The sequence below is a fragment of the Pseudaestuariivita rosea genome, assembly GCF_017592335.1.
Classification (GTDB): domain Bacteria; phylum Pseudomonadota; class Alphaproteobacteria; order Rhodobacterales; family Rhodobacteraceae; genus Parasulfitobacter; species Parasulfitobacter rosea.
This window is the reverse complement of sequence record NZ_JACNMP010000001.1, coordinates 106325-128848: the sequence shown is the minus strand read 5'-3', so window position 1 is coordinate 128848 and position 22524 is coordinate 106325. Positions and strand designations below refer to the sequence as shown.

18 protein-coding genes are annotated in these 22524 nt (G+C 52.6%); 12 read left to right on the top strand and 6 right to left on the bottom strand.

What is annotated here, in order from left to right; genetic code table 11:
* Nucleotides 1–8: 8 nt before the first annotated feature.
* Nucleotides 9–812, top strand: coding sequence for a glycosyl transferase (locus H7848_RS00635; protein ID WP_208347188.1), 804 nt, complete (start codon nt 9–11; stop codon nt 810–812).
* Nucleotides 813–834: 22 nt separating this feature from the next.
* Here H7848_RS00635 and H7848_RS00630 read toward each other — a convergent pair whose 3' ends face one another.
* The 5 genes from H7848_RS00630 to H7848_RS00610 all read right to left on the bottom strand — a co-directional run bounded on the left by H7848_RS00630 (nt 835) and on the right by H7848_RS00610 (nt 6472).
* Nucleotides 835–2097 carry a D-alanyl-D-alanine carboxypeptidase family protein gene (locus H7848_RS00630; RefSeq protein ID WP_208347441.1) on the bottom strand — a complete coding sequence of 421 codons (1263 nt, stop codon included), beginning with the start codon at nt 2095–2097 and terminating at the stop codon, nt 835–837.
* A 319-nt stretch (nt 2098–2416) separates the two neighbouring features.
* Complete coding sequence (locus H7848_RS00625; RefSeq protein WP_208347187.1) at nt 2417–4585, bottom strand: esterase-like activity of phytase family protein; 2169 nt, start codon at nt 4583–4585, stop codon at nt 2417–2419.
* A gap of 136 nt (nt 4586–4721) precedes the next feature.
* Nucleotides 4722–4934 (bottom strand): hypothetical protein, encoded by a 213-nt coding sequence (locus H7848_RS00620; protein WP_208347186.1) that lies wholly within the window; start codon nt 4932–4934, stop codon nt 4722–4724.
* A gap of 289 nt (nt 4935–5223) precedes the next feature.
* Nucleotides 5224–5778 carry an ActR/PrrA/RegA family redox response regulator transcription factor gene (locus H7848_RS00615; RefSeq protein ID WP_208347185.1) on the bottom strand — a complete coding sequence of 185 codons (555 nt, stop codon included), beginning with the start codon at nt 5776–5778 and terminating at the stop codon, nt 5224–5226.
* Nucleotides 5779–5848: 70 nt separating this feature from the next.
* On the bottom strand, nt 5849–6472 hold the full coding sequence (locus H7848_RS00610) for an SCO family protein (RefSeq protein WP_208347184.1): 624 nt from the start codon (nt 6470–6472) through the stop codon (nt 5849–5851).
* 96 nt (nt 6473–6568) lie between these two features.
* Here H7848_RS00610 and regB point away from each other — a divergent pair, with 96 nt between their 5' ends.
* The 8 genes from regB to trxA all read left to right on the top strand — a co-directional run bounded on the left by regB (nt 6569) and on the right by trxA (nt 18513).
* Nucleotides 6569–7963, top strand: a complete 1395-nt coding sequence (gene regB, locus H7848_RS00605) for a sensor histidine kinase RegB (protein WP_208347182.1) — start codon at nt 6569–6571, stop codon at nt 7961–7963.
* A 79-nt stretch (nt 7964–8042) separates the two neighbouring features.
* Entirely contained in the window at nt 8043–9626 is a 1584-nt protein-coding gene (locus H7848_RS00600) for a PAS-domain containing protein (protein WP_208347180.1), read from the top strand.
* A 41-nt stretch (nt 9627–9667) separates the two neighbouring features.
* Nucleotides 9668–10159: a tRNA (adenosine(37)-N6)-threonylcarbamoyltransferase complex ATPase subunit type 1 TsaE gene (gene tsaE, locus H7848_RS00595; RefSeq protein WP_208347178.1), complete on the top strand. Its 492-nt coding sequence runs from the start codon at nt 9668–9670 to the stop codon at nt 10157–10159.
* Complete coding sequence (locus H7848_RS00590) at nt 10131–11156, top strand: aminoglycoside phosphotransferase family protein (RefSeq protein ID WP_208347173.1); 1026 nt, start codon at nt 10131–10133, stop codon at nt 11154–11156. The genes tsaE and H7848_RS00590 overlap by 29 nt, the downstream gene beginning before the upstream one ends.
* The gene (locus tag H7848_RS00585; protein WP_208347171.1) at nt 11132–11821 is read left to right on the top strand and encodes a nucleotidyltransferase family protein; all 690 of its coding nucleotides are present in this window, start codon (nt 11132–11134) and stop codon (nt 11819–11821) included. The genes H7848_RS00590 and H7848_RS00585 overlap by 25 nt, the downstream gene beginning before the upstream one ends.
* Nucleotides 11814–14756, top strand: coding sequence for a double-strand break repair protein AddB (gene addB / locus H7848_RS00580; protein ID WP_208347169.1), 2943 nt, complete (start codon nt 11814–11816; stop codon nt 14754–14756). Before H7848_RS00585 ends, addB begins: the two co-directional genes overlap by 8 nt.
* Nucleotides 14753–18133, top strand: coding sequence for a double-strand break repair helicase AddA (gene addA, locus H7848_RS00575; RefSeq protein ID WP_336512045.1), 3381 nt, complete (start codon nt 14753–14755; stop codon nt 18131–18133). Before addB ends, addA begins: the two co-directional genes overlap by 4 nt.
* 59 nt (nt 18134–18192) lie before the next feature.
* Nucleotides 18193–18513, top strand: a complete 321-nt coding sequence (gene trxA, locus H7848_RS00570) for a thioredoxin (RefSeq protein ID WP_208347166.1) — start codon at nt 18193–18195, stop codon at nt 18511–18513.
* On the opposite strand, the gene H7848_RS00565 is transcribed toward trxA, so the two are convergent.
* The gene (locus H7848_RS00565; RefSeq protein WP_208347165.1) at nt 18514–19482 is read right to left on the bottom strand and encodes a phosphotransferase; all 969 of its coding nucleotides are present in this window, start codon (nt 19480–19482) and stop codon (nt 18514–18516) included.
* A 79-nt stretch (nt 19483–19561) separates the two neighbouring features.
* Between H7848_RS00565 and hslV the strand changes: the two genes are divergently transcribed.
* The 3 genes from hslV to hslU are packed head-to-tail and all read left to right on the top strand — an operon-like array spanning nt 19562 to nt 22519.
* Nucleotides 19562–20119, top strand: coding sequence for an ATP-dependent protease subunit HslV (gene hslV, locus H7848_RS00560; protein WP_208347164.1), 558 nt, complete (start codon nt 19562–19564; stop codon nt 20117–20119).
* 1 nt (nt 20120) lies between these two features.
* A complete protein-coding gene (locus tag H7848_RS00555; RefSeq protein ID WP_237072480.1) occupies nt 20121–21218 on the top strand; it encodes a hypothetical protein in 1098 nt (365 codons plus the stop codon).
* Entirely contained in the window at nt 21215–22519 is a 1305-nt protein-coding gene (gene hslU, locus H7848_RS00550; RefSeq protein WP_208347163.1) for an ATP-dependent protease ATPase subunit HslU, read from the top strand. Before H7848_RS00555 ends, hslU begins: the two co-directional genes overlap by 4 nt.
* Nucleotides 22520–22524: the final 5 nt, after the last annotated feature.

Below are 22524 nucleotides of genomic sequence, written 5' to 3'. Positions count from 1 at the left end.
AAGGGGCGATGATGGAAACCGCGAACATCATTTGCATCAAATGGGGTACCCTTTTCGGGCCAGAGTATGTGAACCGGCTTTATTCGGGCGTCCGGCGTAACCTTGCGCGCGATGTTCGCTTTTTCTGCATGACGGAACATGCAGACGGTATCCACCCGGATGTTGAAATCCTGACACTGCCGCAAGAACCATTCCATGACGAAATGAACGCAGCACTCGCCGTGGCTAACCGTCAAGGCGCCATGCGCAAGATCAGTTTGTTTCGACAGGGGCTGATCCCCGACCTGGATGGTTCTTTGCTGGGGTTTGATCTGGACGTGGTTATCACTGGCGATCTGGAACCATTGCTGACCATAGATCCCGGCAAGGTCGCGATGCGGGCAGACTGGGTCGAGGCGCGGCGCGGCCGAACAACCGGACATGGATCCGTTTTTCGGTTCGATCCGTCGCGGCACGGGTATCTGTACAACGATCTGGCCCAAAACCCGACCCGTGAAGTCGAAAAAGCACGCGGATCAGAACAACGATATACCTCAACCAAGGCGCAAGAGCGGGATGATTTCACATATCTACCGGCGGATATGGTCGTCAGCTTCAAACACGATTGCCTTGGTCTGCCGCCCGTGAATTATCTGCGCGATCCGATTTTGCCGCTGAACGCCCGAGTCGTCTGCTTTCATGGCAGGCCAAAAATGCCCGAGGCTGTGAACGGCTACAAAGGATCCTGGCTGCGGTATTCACGACCCTGCGAATGGTTGAACCACCATTGGATTGACCTGACCACGAAAGATCTGGGACCAGAGTATGGCTAGGCGCTAATCCAAGCTGCCAAAATCAGCCTGGACCTACAACTTTACAATCAATGCTACGCGCCTCAAGCCGACGGCAGGCCTGTGATGCAGTGCCTTTGGTCATTCCAAGGAAGTTGGCGTCGAAGCCACTTCTTTGTTTGACCACCTTGCGCAAAGCACCATCCAATGTGTTCGTTTCCGCAAGTGCCGTGCGCAACAAGACGCGTTCGGCTTCATGTCGTGATCCATAGCGGCCGATATTGATGCCCCAATGCCGATCACCGGACGTCGATACACGGGTCACGATCTGGGATGTAATGGCGCGCGTGGCTTCGGGTCGCACGGCGGCCATGGCAACCTGTTGCGGTCGCGGCTGCGGTCGAACGGTTTCGGTCGCGGCAAAACTATTTGCGGTGATCGCCTGTTCAACGGCCTGCTGAATACCATCTTGCAACGCAAGCTCAATAGCATCGTCATACCGTGGCACATCGGGACGCGATTGTGGGCGCAAGCTGCGACTGACAGCCGTAGCCACCTGACGACGTCCATCAGAGTAAACCGGCGGCGTAGGTTTACGGACTGCGACACGGGTAGGCGCCCGGTTAAAACCCATGTCCAGCAATTCGGCAACGCGTTTGTTTCGCGATGCTGTTGAATTGCCGCCAAAGACCGTTGCGATGATGCGTTCATTGCCCTTTTCAGCCGATGCAACCAGGTTGAAACCGGCCGCTCGGGTATAGCCGGTCTTGATACCATCCGCCCCTTCATAGGCATCCAGCAGGCGCGTATTGGTGTTACTAACTTTGCGAATGCCCGCATCAGTGCTGCGACGGCTGAAAATGTTGTAGTATTGAGGATAATCATAGAACAACCGACGCCCCAGATTAGTCATGTCACGTGCGGTCGACAGATGTCCGGCTTCGGTCAGGCCATGCGCATTCTTGAACGTGGTCCGGGTCATGCCCAGCGCCTTGGCCGTGCGGTTCATCCGGCGGGCAAAGGCGGCCTCAGACCCGGAAATAGCTTCACCAATCGCAGTGGCAGCGTCATTTGCGGATTTGATTGCTGCTGCGCGCACCAGATACCTAAGCTCGATCCGTTGCCCTGGTTTCAGGCCGATCTTTGACGGGGGTTCAGCCGCAGCCTTTCGCGAAATCAGAACTTTGGTGTCCATCGTAATTTCACCGCGTTGCACAGCTTCGAACGCGATATAAAGTGTCATCATTTTTGTCAGTGATGCCGGATGAAGACGCGTATCGGCGTTACGTGAATGTAAAACCTCGCCCGACCGCGCGTCCATCACCATCGCCGCATAGGGTGCAGCTGATGCAGGCGAAGACACTACCGCAAAACAGAGTAGCGAAATAATAAATACAAATTGACGGACACACCGCCATAGACGTGTGATCACGGGACTGCCCTTTTTCTGCCTCTGGCCGCCGATTTTTTGTGGCTGACCTTATTGATTTGTTTTGCAGACCATAACACAGCTTCTGAATTCAGAAAACCTGTTAATTTCAATAACTTTCAGGTCGAAGCTAATATCAAAAATCAAGATATAGCGTCGATTTGGAAATTTCACACAATATGGATGAGGGCGCTTTTTGCGCCCTCATAAACGCCAATCAGAACTGGCCGACAGAAAAGAACAACGTTTCGCCCGAATGATCGTCAACACCATCGTTGTCTGTCGAAACAAAAGCGGTTCCGTCGGGCAAAATCGCCAGACCTTCGACCTTGTCCTGAACATAGCCGTTCAGCTGCCGCAGATCATTCATCAGATCGCGCACCTCTTCCTTTTCAACGACCGGCAGATCGCCCCCCAAGGGCGCGGGCTGCATCTGATCCAGCGCGACGCGATAGATTTTCTTGGTCACTGCGGCCGAGCCGATCTGGTTGTCACGTTCAACGATGTAAACGTGATCGCCATGGGCGGTGATTTCAGACAGGCCGACCCAACCACGATCTGGCTGAGCTTTGACATAGTGAACGGCACCCCATTCTTCGGTCTTGATATTGTAAGACACCAGTTTCACGTGGTTTTCAGGATCATCGCGCCATTCGCGCTGAACGGCCATCCATAGGGTGTCGCCAACTTTCGTGATGCCTTCGAAACCAAAGCGGCGCTCAACCGCCATCAATTCGGCGGGCAAGCCGATCTCGGCTTCAATCTCACCTTCGGCATTCACATGATACAGTGCGTGGGGGATGACCCGATCTGTCCGACCTTCGGACGCGACCCAAAATCCGCCTTCGCCGTCCAGTGTGATGCCTTCAAGATCCAGTTTTTGGGCTGGAAAGCCACCACGCGTAATACGGATCGCCTGAACAATGCGGGCGGGGGTAGAAGACGGATTGATCTGAAAAATCGTCGGCTGCTGTGCATAAAAGCTGTCGTTGACCGCATAGATCATGCCATCATCATCGGCGACCATGCCAGAAATCGCGCCCCATCCGACCGGTGCACCGTTTGGTTGGGAAATACCGGCCGAGGTCAGCATGGGATAGGCGGCGTCACCTTCGGCATATTCAAAAATCATCACATGGCTGCGCACACCGCCGTCGGGGCCCAGGTCGACCTCATTCGCGGAAATCAGCAGGTTGCGGTCGGGGATGGCGACATACCCTTCCGGCCCGATGCCCGATGGCAGAAGTTGCCTTAGAACCGGTGCGGACAGATCGCTTACATCGTAAACACCAACGACCGAGGCCCGTTCGGCGCCCACAAAGACGATCGGGGTGTTTGCGAAGGTCGCTGTTTCAATGGATTCAGGTTCGACGCCTTTGTTGCCCGACCGATCTTCGGGGTAGTGGCCGATCTGGATCACAGCGTTTTCAAAAGTCATGCCGCTTTCGTAAACGACCTGGCCGTCTTTATTAAAGATAGTCCAGCCGCGGCTGCCGCCGTCCATGTCACCTTCGTTCGCGGTGGCAAAGTGATCGTCATCGATCCATTTGACGGCGTCCGGTTCGCGCACGACACCGACTAGATTGCTGTCAAAGGTCAGCGCGCCCTCTTCCCGCGTATCAACATTTTGCAGATCGACTGCGCCGGCTGAGAAATGACTTACGACAGCACCATCGCGCGCAACGACGACCATGTGGTTGTTTTCCTGAAGGCTGATGACCGTTTCGCCCAGGTCGTTGATATCGATAAACTCCGGCTCGGGGTCTTCGGGCGACACCTGTGCCAGACCGGTCAGATCTGAGCGACGCAGACTATCGCAGTTTAATGTGCCATCCGCGATATCGATCATGACCAGTGTGCCGGCAGGCAATTGGCCGGTGCGGCCATCCCCCAGATCTTCGTCCCGTTCATTTTCGATAGCGACCGAAACAAACGACCCATCTGGTGCCATGGCAACCGAGTCAGGCTGACCACCCAAATCACAGCGGGCAGCCTGATCGCGCGATGACAAATCGATTGCAGCCAGATGGCCCGACGGGTCGGTATAGCTTTCCGATGTGTTCACCCCGACAATCGCCTGATTGCCAAGAATGACAACTGACGTCGGTTCACCGCCCAGCGCAATGTTTCCCAGCGCCTGAGGCTCAGCAGGGTCAGTAATATCGATAACCCCAAGAACGCCCAACGGGCTATCGGTATAGACCAAAGTCATGCCGTTCTCGGTGGCAGCAATAATCTCGGCCGAGCTTTCCTGTGATCGATCCGCCCCATCAGTCATGTTATTGACCGTCTCAAATGACGCGATGCGATTGAAATTCATATCGGCGACCGCTGTACCAGCCAGCAGTGCGATTGTGGAAGTCAGACAGATCAGACGTGTGGGCACTTTTATCTCCGTTTCTTTTGATAGATCGGAGGTGTCCCAGATAGCTGACAATCCGGTAACGGTATTATGTCATTTTTGTAAAAGTTGCAGGTGCCAATTTGACGAATAATTCCGCAAAACTGTCAAACGGCGCTGTCTAATCAGAATCGCAGGTCACAAAGCCCAGACGTTCCAAGGCCATCAGGGCCGTCTTTTTGACCGATTCATTATCGGACAAAGCATCGTTGTTCAGTGATTTTACGATGGGGCTTAAACTATGTGAAGCTATGCGTTGTCGAATAAATTCTGTAATCTCAGTGTCGGGCATTTCCAGTATATCTGCCGCACTTAGACCATAGCTATTCAACATCGCACACATCCCAATTCTAAGCGATCCCCAACACTGTGTTTAATGCTTCTTTTACGTCGATGCGAGTCTTTATGAGGCCTGTGCGATCTTCTGTTACAAAAACTTCATAGAATCGACAGATAAGTTTTAAATTTGCCAAATAATTGCTGTTTCAAAGATACATTTTGTTCCAGACCACCCCATACAGCGACCCGCGCATTTCATTCACCAGACCTATTTCAATTTATCGGGCAGTCAGAGCAATCTGACTGCCTGTATTTACTTGAGAATTTAGGTTTTTATGACCGATTTAGCGCGGTGAACGTTTTGCCAGAATGCGCTGCAAAGTGCGTCTGTGCATATTCAGACGGCGGGCTGTTTCAGAAACATTGCGATCACACAGTTCATAAACCCGTTGAATATGTTCCCACCGAACACGGTCAGCCGACATGGGATTTTCAGGGGGTGGCGGCAGTTCGTCTGCGGATGACAGAAGTGCATTTGTGATATCGTTGGCATCGGCGGGCTTTGACAGATAATCTGTCGCCCCGATCTTGACCGCTGCAACGGCCGTCGCGATTGCACCATATCCCGTCAGAACCACGATTTTACAGTCGGGTCGCTTTTCGCGCAAAACCTCGACAACATCCAACCCATTGCCATCTTCCAGCCGCAGGTCGACAACGGCGTAGGCAGGCGGGCGACCCGTTGCAATGGCCTTGCCGGCGGTCACGGTCTGCGCCATTTCGGGTTGAAACCCGCGCTTTTCCATTGCTTTTGCAAGGCGCCGCAAAAACGGTTCGTCATCATCCAGCAGAAGAAGCGTCTTGTCTTCGCCTATTTCACGCAGCTTATGCTCGGCCATTACCCATAATCCCAAAGTTTTTCTTTTACCTAGGGCAGTATAGGGACCAGACCAGCCCTGGCAGTGACCTTTACGCAGCGTCGATAAAGCAAGCCAGCTGATCAGCCATTTGTTCGGGCCGCAACGTTCGATCGAAATGCTGAACAAAGCCGTCTTCAGGGAAAACAAGGTAGCTGAGGGTCGAGTGATTCACCAGATAGTATTGCGGATCACCGTCCTGCTTGGCAAAATGTGTACGGTAGGTTTTTGAGGCCGCCGCAACCTGTTCCAGACTACCCGTCAGACCGACCATGCGTTCGTGATGATTGGCAGCAAAATCACCGACGACTTCAGGTGTATCCCGTTCCGGGTCGATCGAAATAAAGATCGGCGTGATGATTTTGTTTTGCTCTTCTTCCAAAATGCTGATCGCCTCGACATTTCGGGCAACATCCAGCGGGCAGACGTCGGGGCAAAAGGTATATCCGAAGTAAATCAAGGATGGCTCGGTTATCACATCAGCATCGGTTACGGTTTCGCCCTGCTGATTGACCAAAGTGAACGGACCACCAACCGAGGCAGTTCCACCCATAATCGTAGCGGTGCGACAGTGCTGGAACCGGTCAGCCGGTACAGAAATGGATGTGATAAGAACAGTTCCGGCCACCAAAGCCGTCACGCCCGCCGCTGCAGCAATTGCAAATCCACGTGCCATATCTTGCCCTTTGCTTGTTTGATACCATGATTGATGGGTATTCGGTTGACGAATAACAATGAAACAACATGACGCAGCGCAGCTATAGGCGAATGAATGTCAGACGCAAGTATAGGATTATTCGAACAGGAGCGCGGCAGCGACTGGATCAGGTTAAGAACCCTGATCCTGCTAAGATGGTCGGCGATCCTGGGCCAGATCATCGCGATCAATGTCGCCCAACGTCTTTACAATCTGCAGCTTGAACTAAGCCTGTGCTATCTGGTGGTGGGCGCGTCGATTCTGGCCAATCTGATTTCGATATTCGTCTTTCCCGAAAACAAACGCCTGTCCGAAACCGAGGCGATGTCGATGATCCTGTTCGATATCTGCCAGCTATCAGCATTGCTTTATCTGACGGGCGGTCTGCACAACCCGTTTGCAGTTTTGATCCTGGCGCCGGTCACAATCTCGGCCGCTGTTTTGAATCTGCGATCCACGTTCTTTTTAGGGGCTGTTGCACTGGCTGCAGTCACGGTGCTGGCGATATTTCATATACCGCTTCGAACCGAAGATGGGTCGATCCTGCGTATCCCGGATATCTTTTTGTTCGGGTTTTGGGTCGCACTTGTCATCGGGCTGATCTTCCTGGCCGTTTATGCGCGGCGTGTCACAAATGAAATGCAAACCATGTCTAAAGCGCTTTTGGCGACGCAAATGGCCTTGGCCCGCGAACAAAAACTGACGGATCTGGGCGGAGTCGTCGCTGCCACAGCGCATGAACTGGGAACACCGTTGGCCACCATAAAACTGGTCAGTGCCGAACTGATGGATGAACTGGGCGACAGCGAACATCTGCGTGAAGACGCCAAACTGATCCGCGATCAGGCCGACCGGTGCCGCGATATCCTAAGATCGATGGGCCGGGCCGGCAAAGATGATCTACATCTGCGATCAGCTCCGCTGTCTACAGTAATCCGGGAAGCCGCAGAGCCCCATCTTGAACGCGGCAAGAACATCAATTTCGAAATATCCCCAGTGGGTGGGGGAGAAACGAAACAACCAATTATTATCAGGCGGCCCGAAATTATCCATGGAATCCGTAACCTGGTTCAGAACGCGGTCGATTTTTCAAAAGACAAAGTCTGGATCGAGGCACACTGGTCCGACGATCGTGTCAGTCTTATTATCGCTGACGACGGACCCGGCTATCCCTTTCACGTTATCGGACGGTTGGGCGATCCGTTTATGCGGCGGCGCAAAAACCCGCCTGATCTTGCTGAACGTCCGGGCTATGAAGGTATGGGGCTGGGTCTGTTCATTGCAAAAACGCTGCTGGAACGATCAGGCGCTGCGCTTGAATTTACAAATGGCACCGACCCCTTTCTGATTGGCCGCGAAGCACCCGAAAAGAAGGGGGCTATCGTCGAAGTTCACTGGAAAAGGGACCAAATCGAAGCCAAAGAAGCGTTGAAAAAGCCTTTGGGCCTGAACAAACAGATTGAAATCTGATTATTCGTTCCGGTTAAGAATAGATTAACCTTTATTAGCGAAAGTTTAGCACTATAAGCCGCCACTAAAGGAACCCTGTGTGTTTACGGTTTTGACACCTGCTGAAATTGCCGCCCTGGCGGGGTTTTCGATTGTGACGGCATTTTGTGTTTTGTGGGCAATTTCAGCATTATCACCCGAAAAGACGGTTTCGGCGCGGGCTATTATCAAAGACGCCGCCACCGATCTTGTTTTTGTTTTCGACGACTCGAAACTGCTGGATGCGACCAAACCTGCGCGTCGGCTATTGGCAACCGCCACGCCATCTTCGGACGATCAAAGCGATCTGGATCAGCTGATAGCGATCCTGTCCCCTAGATTTCCGACCATTGGTCAGGACCTGAGTGAACTGTTCGAAAAAGGTCACCTGACCGTTCACGCCGCGATGCCCGACGATACCGGGCGTGTCGAAGTCGAATGGTGGGACAATCTGGCCCGTATCGCGGTCGTCACATCATCGGACGAAAAAGAGCGTTCTTTGATCGATGGACCCAGCTTTAGCGCGCTAACAGATGAGCTTAACATTCTACGCGAAACGGTCGATCACGCGCCACATCTGGTCTGGATACAAGACCGCGACAGAACAGTAACATGGGCTAACAAAGCCTACACCGATCTGGCGATACATCATTCGGATATTGAAAGCGAAAAAACCTGGCCGCTGAAAGCACTATTCGAAACATTGCCATCCTTGCTGGAAGAAGATGCGCGACGTGTCTGGCGCGCCTGCCTTAAACCCGGTGAAGACGCAGCACCCAATTGGTATGAAATCAGCAGCATCCAACAGGGTGATCATACACTCTTTTTTGCCACAGACATCAATACGACCATCAAGGCCGAAGAGGCCTTGCGCGATTTTGTCCAAACACTCAGCAAGACATTTGCGCAGTTACCGACCGGTCTTGCAATATTCGACAAAAAACGACAGCTGGTTCTGTTTAACCCCGCCCTTCTGAATATGGTGGGTCTTTCGCCCGAGTTTCTAAGCATTCGGCCAACGCTTTTCGCATTTCTGGACAAGTTGCGCGAACGGCAGATGGTGCCTGAACCCAAAGACTATCGCAGCTGGCAGCAACAAATGTCTGATCTTGAGGCCGCCGCAGTCGACGGTACATATTCCGAGGTCTGGAATCTGCCGTCGGGACTGACGTATCGCGTAACGGGCAGGCCACATCCAGGTGGCGGTGTTGCATTTCTGTTTGACGATATCAGCGCCGAAATTTCACTGACACGTCGTTTCCGGTCACAGCTTGAACAAGGGCAGGCCGTTATCGATAATCTGGACGAAGCGATCATCGTATTTGCCTCTAATGGCTCGGTGACTTTATCCAATAACAAATATAAAACCCTTTGGGCCGAGGATATCGTTCAGGAAGTTGTCGAAACAAATATCAACGATGCCTTAACGCGCTGGCAGCTTCTGTCAGATCACTCCGATATCTGGGAACAGCTTAGACTATTTTCCACCAGCACGAATGAACGATCATCCTGGTCCGGCAATGTGACCTTGCAAAACGGGCAAGTCCTGCAATGTCGCGCCGAAGCACTGCCAAGGGGTGCGACGCTGATTGCTTTCAAAAAGCTTGTATCCGAACCACCGCAGCTGGAAATCGCGGTCAGCTGAAACCATCTTGCGACGGCTTGCCCAGCCGCTAGGATCACGGGATGGCAGAACAGCTCTTGTACATCCCGCTACCAAACGAAGATGCAACGCGAAAACTGGCGCATATCATCTCATCCAGTATTGCCGTCGGTGACACCATACTGTTGCAAGGCGATATCGGTGCGGGTAAAACCTTCTTTGCCCGCGCCTTGATCAAAGCACTGATCGGCCCGGACGAAGATGTGCCTTCGCCAACTTTTACGTTGGTTCAAATCTATCAAACCGAAACGTTTGAGATCTGGCACTGTGATCTTTATCGTCTGACAAGCCCTGACGAAGCATTGGAGCTTGGACTTGAAGAGGTGTTCGCTGAAGCGGTCTGCCTGATCGAATGGCCAGATCGTTTGGGGGACGCGGTTCCAAAAGAGTGCTTGACCTTGCGCTTTCAGGCATTGGACAACGGACAGCACGAGGTAAACGTCACCGCATCAACCCCCCGATGGCAGCGTCTTCTGGAGCAATTAAGTGAAAGCCAGACAACAACAAATTCGTGACTTTTTAAGTCAAACAAGCTGGAAAACCGCAAAGATCAGTCCGCTTGCCGGCGACGCCTCAAATCGCAGGTATGACAGACTGAAGGCAGACAACGGGCAGACAACTGTTTTGATGGACGCAGATCCGGAAAAAGGCGAAACCGTCGAGCCATTTGTCAAAATTGCACGCTATTTGCAGTCAATCGGTCTAAGCGCGCCTGAGATTTTCGAAATCGATGTTCAAAACGGATTTCTACTTATTGAGGATTTGGGTGATGATTTATTCGCCCGTATCTCAGAAACCACGCCTGCACTTGAAGTAGAACTTTACGAAAACGCCGTGGACGTTTTGATCGAACTGCACAAGCATCAGCCCCCAGCCGATCTGAACTTTTATGATGCCGATATCATGGCAGATATGGGGTGTCTGGCGCTGACCTGGTACGCCGTGGGCGCTGGTCTTACGATTGATCAGGAAAATCAGGATCATTTTCGAAACGCCGTGCGGGAATTGATTGTTGGCCTTGAGCCTTATCCAAAGGTGCTTATTCAGCGGGACTTCCATGCCGAAAACCTGATCTGGCTGCCGGATCGTCAGGGTACGGCGCGAGTCGGCCTTCTTGATTTTCAAGATGCGATGTTGGGCCACCCTGCCTATGATCTGATGTCCCTGCTGAAGGATGCGCGACGGGATGTGAAACCACAAATTATCACTATGATGATAGATCGCTACATCAATGCGACGCAACAGGATGCGGAATGTTTCAAAGAAAACTGCGCCATCGTCAGTGCCCAAAGAAATCTGCGGATACTGGGCGTATTTGCCAGATTATCGCTGCATTCTGGAAAACCTGGATATGTCGACCTGATCCCACGTGTTTGGCAAAATCTGGTAAGTGATCTATCACATCCGTCAGTCGTGATGTTGCGGGAACAGGTTGATCGTCTCTTACCCCGGCCGACAGCAGACATTTTGGAGATATTAAAAGATAAATGCGGAACAGTCCCTCATCTATAATGATCTTCGCGGCAGGTCTGGGGACACGTATGGGTGATCTGACCGCTGACCGGCCGAAACCGATGATCAATATCGCCGGAAAGCCATTGATCGATCATGCTCTGAGCCTAGTGAATGACGCGGATATCGGAAAAGCAGTAGTTAACCTGCATTACCTACCCGATGCGTTGACCCGGCATCTTCAGGGTCAGAATATTCTGTTTTCGGACGAGACAGACAGGCTTTTGGAAACGGGTGGTGGCTTCAAGAAGGCCGCAGATATGCTAGGGTCTGATGCCGTTTTTACGATGAATTCGGACGCCATTTGGAAGGGCCAAAATCCGCTGAAAATAGTTGCAGAGACCTGGAATGCGGAAAGGATGGATGCGCTTTTGCTTTTGGTGCCGCAGGATCGTGCGCATGGACACGAAGCACAGCATGATTTCGACCTGACAGACCATGGCCACGTCAAACGCCCCGGTCCATTCAGATACACCGGCGTGCAGATCATAAAACCGCAGCGCGTCACTGAAGTACAAGACGACGTCTTTTCACTGAACCTCGTCTGGAACAGGCTGATTGCCAAAGGAAAACTATACGGCTGCATCTATGAAGGTCATTGGTGCGACGTTGGCAATCCGTCAGGCATTCATATTGCAGAAAGCCTTTTGGCATCTGATGTTTGAACCATCGGATCATCCGCGCGTTTTCGGTTTGGCGCCAGGCGTTGATTTTGCCAATGCCTTGATCGACGGACTATTGGACCGCACGGCAGATCAGCCGCCTGAGACGATCGCGCGTGTTGATATATACGTCAACACCAGACGCATGCAGCGACGCTTAAGGCAGTTGTTTACCACCGGGCCATCACGACTTTTGCCAAAAATCCGCCTGGTGACCGAGATTGGTCAAAACTACGTTCAGCCAGATCTGCCTATGCCCGCGTCCAAATTGCGCAGGCGGCTGGAACTGACACAGCTGGTCAGACAATTGCTAGACGCTCAGCCAGATCTTGCGCCGAAGTCGGCTTTGTTTGATCTGACGGACAGCTTGGCTGATCTGATGGATGAAATGCACGGCGAAGGTGTTGCACCAGACGTCATCCAGGGCCTGGATATCAGCGATCAATCAGGCCACTGGCAACGCGCACTTGAGTTTATAAAAATCACGCAAGGCTATTTTCGTACGGACAGTCAGCCTGATGTCGAAACAAGGCAACGGATGATAGTCGAACATCTGGTACACCTCTGGGCCAAGACGCCGCCCAGACATCCGGTTCTGATCGCTGGTTCAACCGGATCACGCGGCGCAACGGCCATGTTGATGAAGTCGGTGGCGGGACTGCCCCAAGGTGGCGTCATCCTTCCAGGTTTCGACTTTGATCAGCCAGATGAAATATGGGCGCGGATTGGCGGTGAAAACGGGATTGAAGACCATCCGCAATACCGATTTCAGGCCCTGTTGGAAGATTTGAAGATCCATGCTTGCGACGTTCAGCAATGGGCGGATGCAGCTGCGCCTTCTCCGGCGCGGAACAGGCTGATTTCCTTGGCATTACGGCCCGCCCCTGTGACCGATCAGTGGTTGACCGAAGGCCCGATGTTGTCGGACCTGACGACAGCCGCCCAGAAGATCACTTTGGTCGAGGCGCCTTCGCCACGAATTGAGGCAACCGTGATCGCGATGCGGCTGCGGCAGGCTGCGGAAACAGCGCAGGTCGCGGCACTGATTACACCTGATCGGCAGATTGCCAGGCTTGTAACCGCCGCTTTGGACAGGTGGGGCATCATACCTGATGACAGCGCTGGTGTTCCGCTGCCCCAAACGCCACCGGGGCGTTTCCTGTTGCAAATCGCCACGCTGTTTCAAACCAGGTTGACCGCGAAATCGCTTTTATCATTGTTGAAAGACCCTATGACGAACACAGGGCAGGACGATCGTGGACCCCATCTGCGATGGATCAGAGAGTTTGAGCTTTGGCTGCGCAGGGATGGGCCACCTTTCCCGGATGCCAAGGCGATCCACACTTGGTTAACACAGGTCAAGCCAGAAGATGGTTTGAAAGAATGGGTTCATTGGATTTCTGACCTTGTCCTGGCGCTTGAACCGGTCGACGATAGTGCTTTGCAGGATATCGTCATCAAACATATTGAAATTGCTGAAAAACTGTCGGGGGGGCCCGCGTTGGATGGCGAAGGTGTTGTCTGGTCCAGTGATGCCGGGCAACAGGTTCGCAAGGTAATGCAGTTGCTGCTGAAAGAAGCCCACCACGCCGGTACCGTTGCGGGTTTCGAATACCTCAGCTTGCTGAATGGTGTTCTGACACTAGAAGAAGTTCGCCGTGCTGAACTGCCCCATTCCGGGATAATGATCTGGGGCACGCTTGAAGCACGGGTGCAGGGCGCCGATCTGGTGATTATCGCGGGAATGAACGAAGGCACCTGGCCGCCGCCACCAACGCCCGATCCTTGGCTGAACCGTGCCATGCGAAAAAAGGCAGGGTTGCTGATGCCCGATCGCAAAATCGGTCTTTTGGCGCATGACTTCCAGCAGGCTGTCTGCGCAAACGAAGTCTGGATCACACGACCGATCCGCAATGACGAAGCCGAAACCGTGCCATCCCGCTGGTTGAACCGTATGACTAATCTGTTGGGCGGTCTTCATGAAACGCTTGGCACGCAAGCATTGGACGACATGCGTGCACGTGGTCGGACATGGATCACTATGGCACAACAGCTTGAGGCACCAGATCAGACTGTTCCGCCCGCATCACGTCCATGCCCAAGACCACCGCGATCAGCCCGTCCGACCCAGTTATCGGTCACTCGTTTCAAGACATTGGTCCGCGATCCTTATGCGATTTATGCGCAGTATGTCTTGCGCTTGAAACAGCTTGATCCTTTGCATCAGATGCCGGATGCCCCGCTTCGGGGTACAATCCTGCATGATGTTTTCGAGAAATTCGTGGATTCCGGCGTTCCCGACGACCATACTGCGGCAAAAGAAAAGCTGATATCGGTCGCTGATCAGGTTCTGATACAACAGGCGCCATGGCCTGCCGTACGACGGATCTGGCGGGCCAAACTTATCAAGATCGCAGACGCCTTTTTGCTGGGTGAACAAGACCGGCAAGCCCGCGCCACGCCTGTCGGTCTTGAACAAACCGGAAAAATTGATCTGACCGGGCTGGGCTTTACGGTTACAGCGAAGGCCGACCGTATCGATGTGGCCGCCGATGGATCAGTTTTTCTTTACGATTACAAAACCGGCAATCCACCCGGCATCCCTGAACAGATCGCATTTGACAGACAGCTTTTGATCGAAGCGGCAATGATCGAAAAGGGCGCATTTCAGAAAATCGGACCAAGGTCACTGGCACATGCGGAATTCATAGGTCTGGGCGCCAATCCCAAAACCATTTCCGCACCTTTGGATCAACTGTCCACTGCCAGAATTTGGGATGAACTGCACCAATTGATCAGCGCCTACATCAGTGAAGCACAAGGGTTCACCGCGCGCCGGTACATGCAACGGGACACGGATGTTGGGACTTACGATCACCTTTCCCGATTTGGGGAATGGGACGCCACCATGAAACCCATGGCCGAGGATGTCAGGTGATAAGAGACGAAGCGACTATCCGGCAGGTCAAAGCCGCACGACCCGAAAGCTCAACCTGGGTCGCTGCGAATGCAGGGTCAGGCAAAACCCGTGTTTTGACAGATCGTGTTGCGCGGCTGTTGCTTGAGGGTGTCCCGCCTGAGCGTATCCTGTGCCTGACCTATACAAAGGCTGCGGCCAGTGAAATGCAGAACCGTTTGTTCCGACGCTTGGGCGAATGGACAATGCGGCCGGACGCACAGCTTCGAAATGACCTGACACAACTGGGTATCGACCATGATGTGAATGCAAACGTTCTAAAGGAGGCGCGCCGCTTGTTTGCGCGGGCGATTGAAGCGCCCGGCGGATTGAAGATTCAGACCATCCATTCGTTTTGTGCCGCGCTGCTGCGACGATTTCCGCTAGAGGCAGGCATCTCACCCCGATTTACTGAAATCGAAGACCGATCCGCCCAGCTGTTACGGGATGCAATCGTCGAAGCGATGGCAGATGACCCCGCCACTGTCGGTTTCGTTGATGATCTTGCCTTTTTCCAATCGGGCGAAAGTTTTGAAAGGCTTTTATCTGAAATCACCAAACATAAAGCTCTTTTCACAGTCTCAAAATCGCAGGATGACATACGGCATCACTTTGACGTGTCGCCTGATGAAACGACCGAAACGCTTTCGGCAAAGGTTTTTTTGGGATCAGAGCAAAACTTGCTATCCAGTCTGATACCGGCCTTGCAGCAGGGATCATCGACGGATCAAAAGGTTGCGAAAAAGCTTAAGGTTATACAAGCTTTATCTGTTGATACGTTACCTGAGTTGGAGCAGGTCTTTTTATTTGGAAAAGATGCTGCGCAGCCTTTTTCAGCCAAGGTTGGTAAATTCCCAACTAAATCTACGCAGGGCAAGATAGCAGACATTCTGCCCGAAGTTGACGCATTCATGCGGCGCGTCGAGGCGGCCAGACCTATCCGACTGGCTTTGGCCGCGATGGACAAGACACTTGCGCTGCATCGTTTCGCGAATGAATTTCTGCCCCGCTACGAACATCAAAAACTGCTGCGTGGTTGGTTAGATTTTGATGATCTGATCAACCGCGCCTCGCAATTGCTGCATGATCCATCCGTCGCACAATGGGTTTTGTTCCGACTGGATGGCGGAATAGATCATATTTTGGTGGATGAGGCGCAGGACACCAGCCCGCAGCAATGGCAAGTCATCGAACGGTTGGCTCAGGAATTTACCAGCGGCCAAGGCGCGCGGCAGGACGTGCAGCGTACCATTTTTGTGGTCGGTGATCCGAAACAATCAATTTATTCCTTTCAGGGCGCTGATCCCACAGGCTTCAATCGTATGCGCCATCTATTTCAGGATAGGCTTGCCGCAGTTGAGTTACCCTTTCAATCCGTGCATCTGGAACATTCGTTCCGATCCGCAAAACCCATTCTGCAACTGGTTGACCAAACCTTCGAAACCTATGCGGCCACGGGTCTTGGTGATCTGTCACAACATAAGGCGTTTAAGTCTTCGATGCCCGGTCGCGTCGATCTTTGGCCCGCCATAGAACCGACCCAAACGAAAGAAGAGCTGCCCTGGTACGACCCGGTTGATCGGCTAAGCGAAACGCATCAGACCGTTTTGCTTGCTAAACAGCTCGCCACGCGGATCAAGTCAATGATCGATCATGAAACGTTGCCGGATGAAGATGGCACCGGTGCATATCATCAAAGGCGAGTTCGCCCCGGCGATATTCTGATCCTGGTCCAACAGCGCAAAGAACTGTTTCGTGAAATCATTCAGGCCTGCAAATCCGAGGGCTTGCCGATCGCCGGGGCGGACCGGCTGAAAATCGGGGGTGAACTGGCCGTTAAGGACATCATGGCTGTTCTATCGTTTCTGGCATTGCCCGAAGATGATCTGTCACTGGCCTGCGCGCTAAGATCGCCTTTATTTGGGTGGTCCGAGCAGGATTTGTTCGATTTGGCACACAAGCGGACCGATAAATACCTGTGGCGTGCACTGCAAAATCGCAAGGATGAATTTCGCGACACTGTCGATATGCTTGAAGCCCTGCGCAATGATGCCGATTATCTGCGTCCCTACGATCTGATTGAACGTCTGCTTATTCGGTTTGATGGCCGCAAAAAGCTATTGGCGCGCTTGGGCCCCGAAGCTGAAGACGGCATTGACGCCCTGCTTAGCCAGGCCTTGGCCTATGAACGCACCGAAACACCAACATTGACCAGTTTTCTGACATGGTTGGAAACGGATGATGTTGAAATCAAACGGCAACTGGATAGTGCAAGCGATCTGATCCGGGTGATGACCGTGCATGGCGCCAAGGGTCTTGAAGCACCTATCGTTATCCTGCCGGATTGTGCGGATCGTCCTGTTCGGTTCAACAGTGAACTGGTCCCAACCGAAGATTTTGTGTTTTGGGCACCCATGACCGCCGAACAGCCAGACAACATCCGAACCAGAGTATCGGACCTGAAAAAAGCACAGCAACACGAACGACTGCGCCTGCTTTACGTGGCCATGACCCGCGCTGAAAAATGGCTAATCGTCTGTGCGGCGGGCAAGATCACCAAAACAGATCAATGCTGGCATTGGCTGGTCGAACAAGGCATGGAAAAATGCGGTGCGGCTGAAACCGCATTTGATCTGGGTCCAGGTCGGCGACTGGAGACCGGCGATTGGTTCGGACAAGCAGATGACAAGCAAGAACAGTTGGGCAAACCTGCGGCAGATTTACCGGCTTTCTTTAAAACCAAGGCAAAATCCGCACTTGTCGTGGAAAAGCCTTTGACACCGTCAGATCTGGGCGGGCCAAAAGCCCTGGCGACAGAGGTCGATGCAGAAGCAGACCCCTTTGTCTTGGATCATGGCAACAATGTTCATTTACTGCTGGAATATCTGCCTCGACTTGACCGCGATAACTGGCGGCGTGCTGCAGATCAGATTTTGAAATCATCCAACCCCCTTGTCACAGATCAGGCCATAAGCCTGGCCTTTGATGAGGCGACCAGTGTTCTGGATCATCCTGATCTGGCTTTTATTTTTGACGAAAACGCGCTGGCTGAAGTCCCGGTGATTGGTACATTATCGGAATACGGTGACCGGAAGCTGCATGGGGTTATCGATCGTTTGATTGTCCGCGACACGACTGTTTTGGCGATTGATTTCAAAACCAATCGGGAAATACCGCAAAGCGCGAATGAAACACCGATCGGATTGCTGCGTCAGATGCGGGCGTATCAAGCTGCCCTTGAACAAATATATCCGGAAAAAACGATCCAGACCGCAATTCTTTGGACAAAGAACGGCCGGTTGATGTCATTACCGCACGACATCGTGAGGAATGCCTTCAGTCAGCATACTGTATCTTGACGAATGCCAAGGTCATTCATAGTTTCGCATCCTGACCCGCGTCCCCAAGGAGAATTATAATGGCCACCATCGCCGTCACCGACGAAACCTTTGATGAACAAGTCAAGAATTCTGACGTCCCTGTCGTCGTCGACTTCTGGGCCGAATGGTGTGGCCCCTGCAAACAGATCGGGCCTGCTTTGGAAGAGCTGTCAGATGAAATGTCGGATAAGGTGAAGATCGTCAAAGTAGACGTCGACAGCAATCCGAACTCGGCCGCTCAGATGGGTGTGCGCGGCATCCCGGCGCTTTTTATCTTTAAAGGTGGTGAGGTCGTTTCGAACATGAACGGCGCAAAACCCAAAGCGACGCTGCAAAACTGGATTGAAGAATCGATCTGACTATTCAAACGCGATCTTGGAGATTTGTTTGATACGGCGAAAACGCACCAGATTGGTGGCGCTGGTATCAAGCAAATCGTGGGGCAGCCGGTTCCAATCGGTCAACAGCTGCACCTTTAGCAAAAACTGAACACTGGGGTCATCTGGACCGACCAACTTATATCCCTGAAAAAACGCATCGAAGTCCTCTTTGGGAATAACATTACCGGACTTGATGCCCTTTATATCAGCAAATATTTCGGAATAGTTCAGCAAAAACCGCACGATATCAAATCCAACCGGCGCATATGAGGGCGTGTTGAAATCAACGGCCCAGGCCCGATCATTGGACAGCAGGATATTGCGCAGATTCATATCACCGTGCTTGGATGATATAACGCTTTCCCGTCCTTCATGGCTTTTTGCGGTTTCTGCGATCTGGTCGACATAGTAACGAAACAGCTTTTGCCCACGGATCTTCCTTTCGCCGTTTTTCACTTGCTCAGCCAGTTTTTGCAGGTGCTGCACCATGAACTTAGGCTGATAGATGCGTCGCTCCTGTTCGTTAACGCTGTGGTATTCGGACAACCAACGACCCGCGGATTTTAGTATCTGCGCGCGATCACGGGTGCCCGAACATAGATCAAAGGCGGTTCGACCTGCAGCATATTCTGTCAGATACGCGCGCAACTGGCTATCATGTCCCAGAACTTTTGGAACACGGGCATAATCCTGATGTCGTAAGGAAAAGGCAGCAATACGCTGTGCCCGAACGACATCCTGAAAACTGTTGATATCGGTGGGGCGCTGTATCTGCTTTAGGATCAGCGACATCCCTTCATTATCGCGCATGTGCAAAATGATATGGGACCGGCGTGCGTCTTTCTTATGCCAGTGCGTGACACGCTGAAACGATGCGTCATCATACCCCGATCTGCGTGCCAGAACCTGCCAGGCTTCCAGGGCTGTATCTATTCTTTTATCGCGCATCGGGCACTTACTGAATAGCGTTCACGGGTTGCATCATCTTCCATCGGGGCACATATATCCGCGAAATGGAAGGACAACTATGCAAAACAATGAATTTCCTGGTTGGCATGGCACGACAATTATAGGTGTCAAAAAAGAGGGTCAGGTCGTCATTGCCGGCGACGGGCAGGTTAGTTTGGGCCAAACTGTTATCAAGGGAACCGCAAAAAAAGTGCGCCGTTTGTCACCCGGTGGTTTTGATGTCGTTGCTGGCTTTGCAGGATCGACCGCCGATGCCTTCACACTGCTTGAACGGCTGGAAGCGAAGCTTGAGGCGACACCAGGACAACTGGCCCGCGCATCGGTCGAGCTGGCAAAAGACTGGCGCACTGACAAGTATCTGCAAAAGCTGGAAGCGATGCTGATCGTATCGGACGGAACCGAGATGTATGTGATTACGGGCGCGGGCGATGTGCTTGAACCTGAGCATGACGTTGCAGCTATTGGGTCCGGCGGAAACTATGCCTTGGCGGCCGCGCGCGGGATGATGCATACGGATAAATCGGCCGAAGATATTGCACGGGCGGCGATGGAAATTGCAGCAGATATCTGTGTCTATACAAACGGCAATTTGACCGTCGAACGGATTGGCAGCTAAAATGTCGGTCACGCCGGAAGATCTGCGCGCCGCTGTTGCAGCTGGTATCCTGACCGAGGCACAAGCGGCCAATCTCATCAGCATTTCTCAAGATCGATCCGGTCAGCGTGATCTTATGAGCGGTGAGGACGAACCCTTTGAGTTCTTCCGGGGCTTTTCCGAAATCTTTATTGCCGTTGGTCTGACAATCCTGTTGTCGGGTATTCTGGCACTTTTATCGCTGGTCGGACTGGCCTCAAGTGGGTTCATCATCGTGCCCCTTCTTATGGCCGGTGTTGTCTGGTGGATGGCCTATTATTTCACATTGCGGCGACGTATGATCCTGCCCAGCATGATTTTGGCGATTTCCTTTGGGATCGCTGCCACCAGTTTTGTCGTTGGCATCATGGCACAGCAAAACTGGCCCAACCCTAAAAATATCATGATCTACAGCAGTCTGGCCGGTACTGTCGCAATGGGCATCTGGTACTGGAAATTCCGCCTGCCTGTGACGATGTTTTTCGTCGGGCTTGGGCTATTGGCAACATTTTATGCCATGACCCTGACGCTTGAAGACGCCTTTCAAATCGCAAATGGCAGATTTGAAGGCAGTGTTTTCGATCTGGGCAGTTCATCCGGCTTTGCAATAGCCACATTGGTTTTCGGTATCGGTGCGTTTCTTGCTGGTATGTGGTTTGACACACGCGACCCGCACCGCTTGGGGCGCCGCGCCGCAACCGGGTTTTGGCTGCATCTTCTGGCCGCGCCCGCATTGGTCAACACTATCGCGTTGACGCTTTACAATATGGGGGGCACTGTTGGGATGATCTCGGTCGCACTGGCATTGACCGGTATTACAATCCTGGCTTTGATCATCGACCGGCGTTCGTTCCTGACGGCCGGGATCATCTATATTGCGCTTTTGATATCATGGGTGATCCAGGGCGACGGCGATGGCAGTTTTGGCCAATGGGTCGCAATCCTTTTGATCCTTGGCACATTCATCACTGCACTCGGGACGTGGTGGGTCGGCCTGAGATCTGTCCTGATGCGCCTGCTTCCCGATTTTCCCGGCAAATCCCGTCTGCCGCCCTACTCCAAATCTATTGAGGTTCCATGACCGACTTAACCCCACGTGAAATTGTTTCGGAACTCGACCGTTTTATCATCGGTCAGAAAGATGCCAAACGCGCTGTTGCTGTGGCCTTGCGCAATCGCTGGCGGCGTAAACAGCTTAGCAGTGATCTGCGTGATGAAGTCTATCCTAAAAATATCCTGATGATTGGCCCCACCGGTGTCGGCAAGACTGAAATCAGCCGTCGTCTGGCAAAACTTGCGCGGGCCCCTTTTATCAAGGTCGAAGCCACGAAATTCACCGAAGTGGGGTATGTCGGTCGTGACGTGGAGCAGATCGTCAGGGATCTGGTTGACGCAGCGATTGCGCAAACACGGGAACTGATGCGCGAAGATGTCAAAGCAAAAGCCTATCTAGCGGCGGAAGATCGTGTGATCGAAGCCATTGCTGGCGCAGATGCGCGCGACGCCACGCGCGAAATGTTTCGCGGGAAACTGAAGCGGGGTGAATTGGACGATACCATCATCGAACTGGACATCGCCGAGACCCCACAGATGCCAATGTTTGAAATTCCCGGACAACCCGGTGCGAACATGGGTATGATGAACTTGGGCGATATCTTTGGCAAAGCCTTTGGGGGTCGAACCGTTAAACGAAAAATGACTGTTTCGGAAAGCTACGATACACTTATCGGGGAAGAGGCCGACAAACTGCTTGACGATGAAACCGTGAATAAAACCGCGCTTGAAGCGGTTCAGGAAAACGGCATTGTCTTTCTGGATGAAATTGACAAGGTTTGTGCGCGATCCGATGCGCGTGGCGGTGATGTCAGCCGTGAAGGCGTACAACGGGATTTGTTGCCGCTGATCGAAGGAACGACGGTATCGACCAAATACGGGCCGGTCAAAACCGACCACATCCTGTTTATCGCATCCGGGGCGTTTCACATCGCCAAACCCTCGGATCTGCTGCCGGAACTGCAAGGTCGTTTACCGATCCGTGTTGAATTGCGCGCTTTGACACAAGACGACTTTGTCAAAATCCTGTCTGAAACCGACAATGCCCTGACACGGCAGTATTCCGCTTTGATGAAGACGGAAGATGTAACTGTCGAGTTTACCGATGATGGCATCAAAGCTTTGGCGATGATCGCCGCCGAAGTGAATACGTCGATTGAAAACATCGGGGCGCGACGCCTTTACACCGTGATGGAACGTGTTTTTGAAGAATTGTCGTTTTCCGCACCGGACAGATCAGGCGAAAGCATTCGTGTTGACGAAGCCTTTGTTGAAAAACATCTGGGCGAGTTAAGCAGATCGACAGATCTGAGCCGGTATGTTTTATAGGTCAT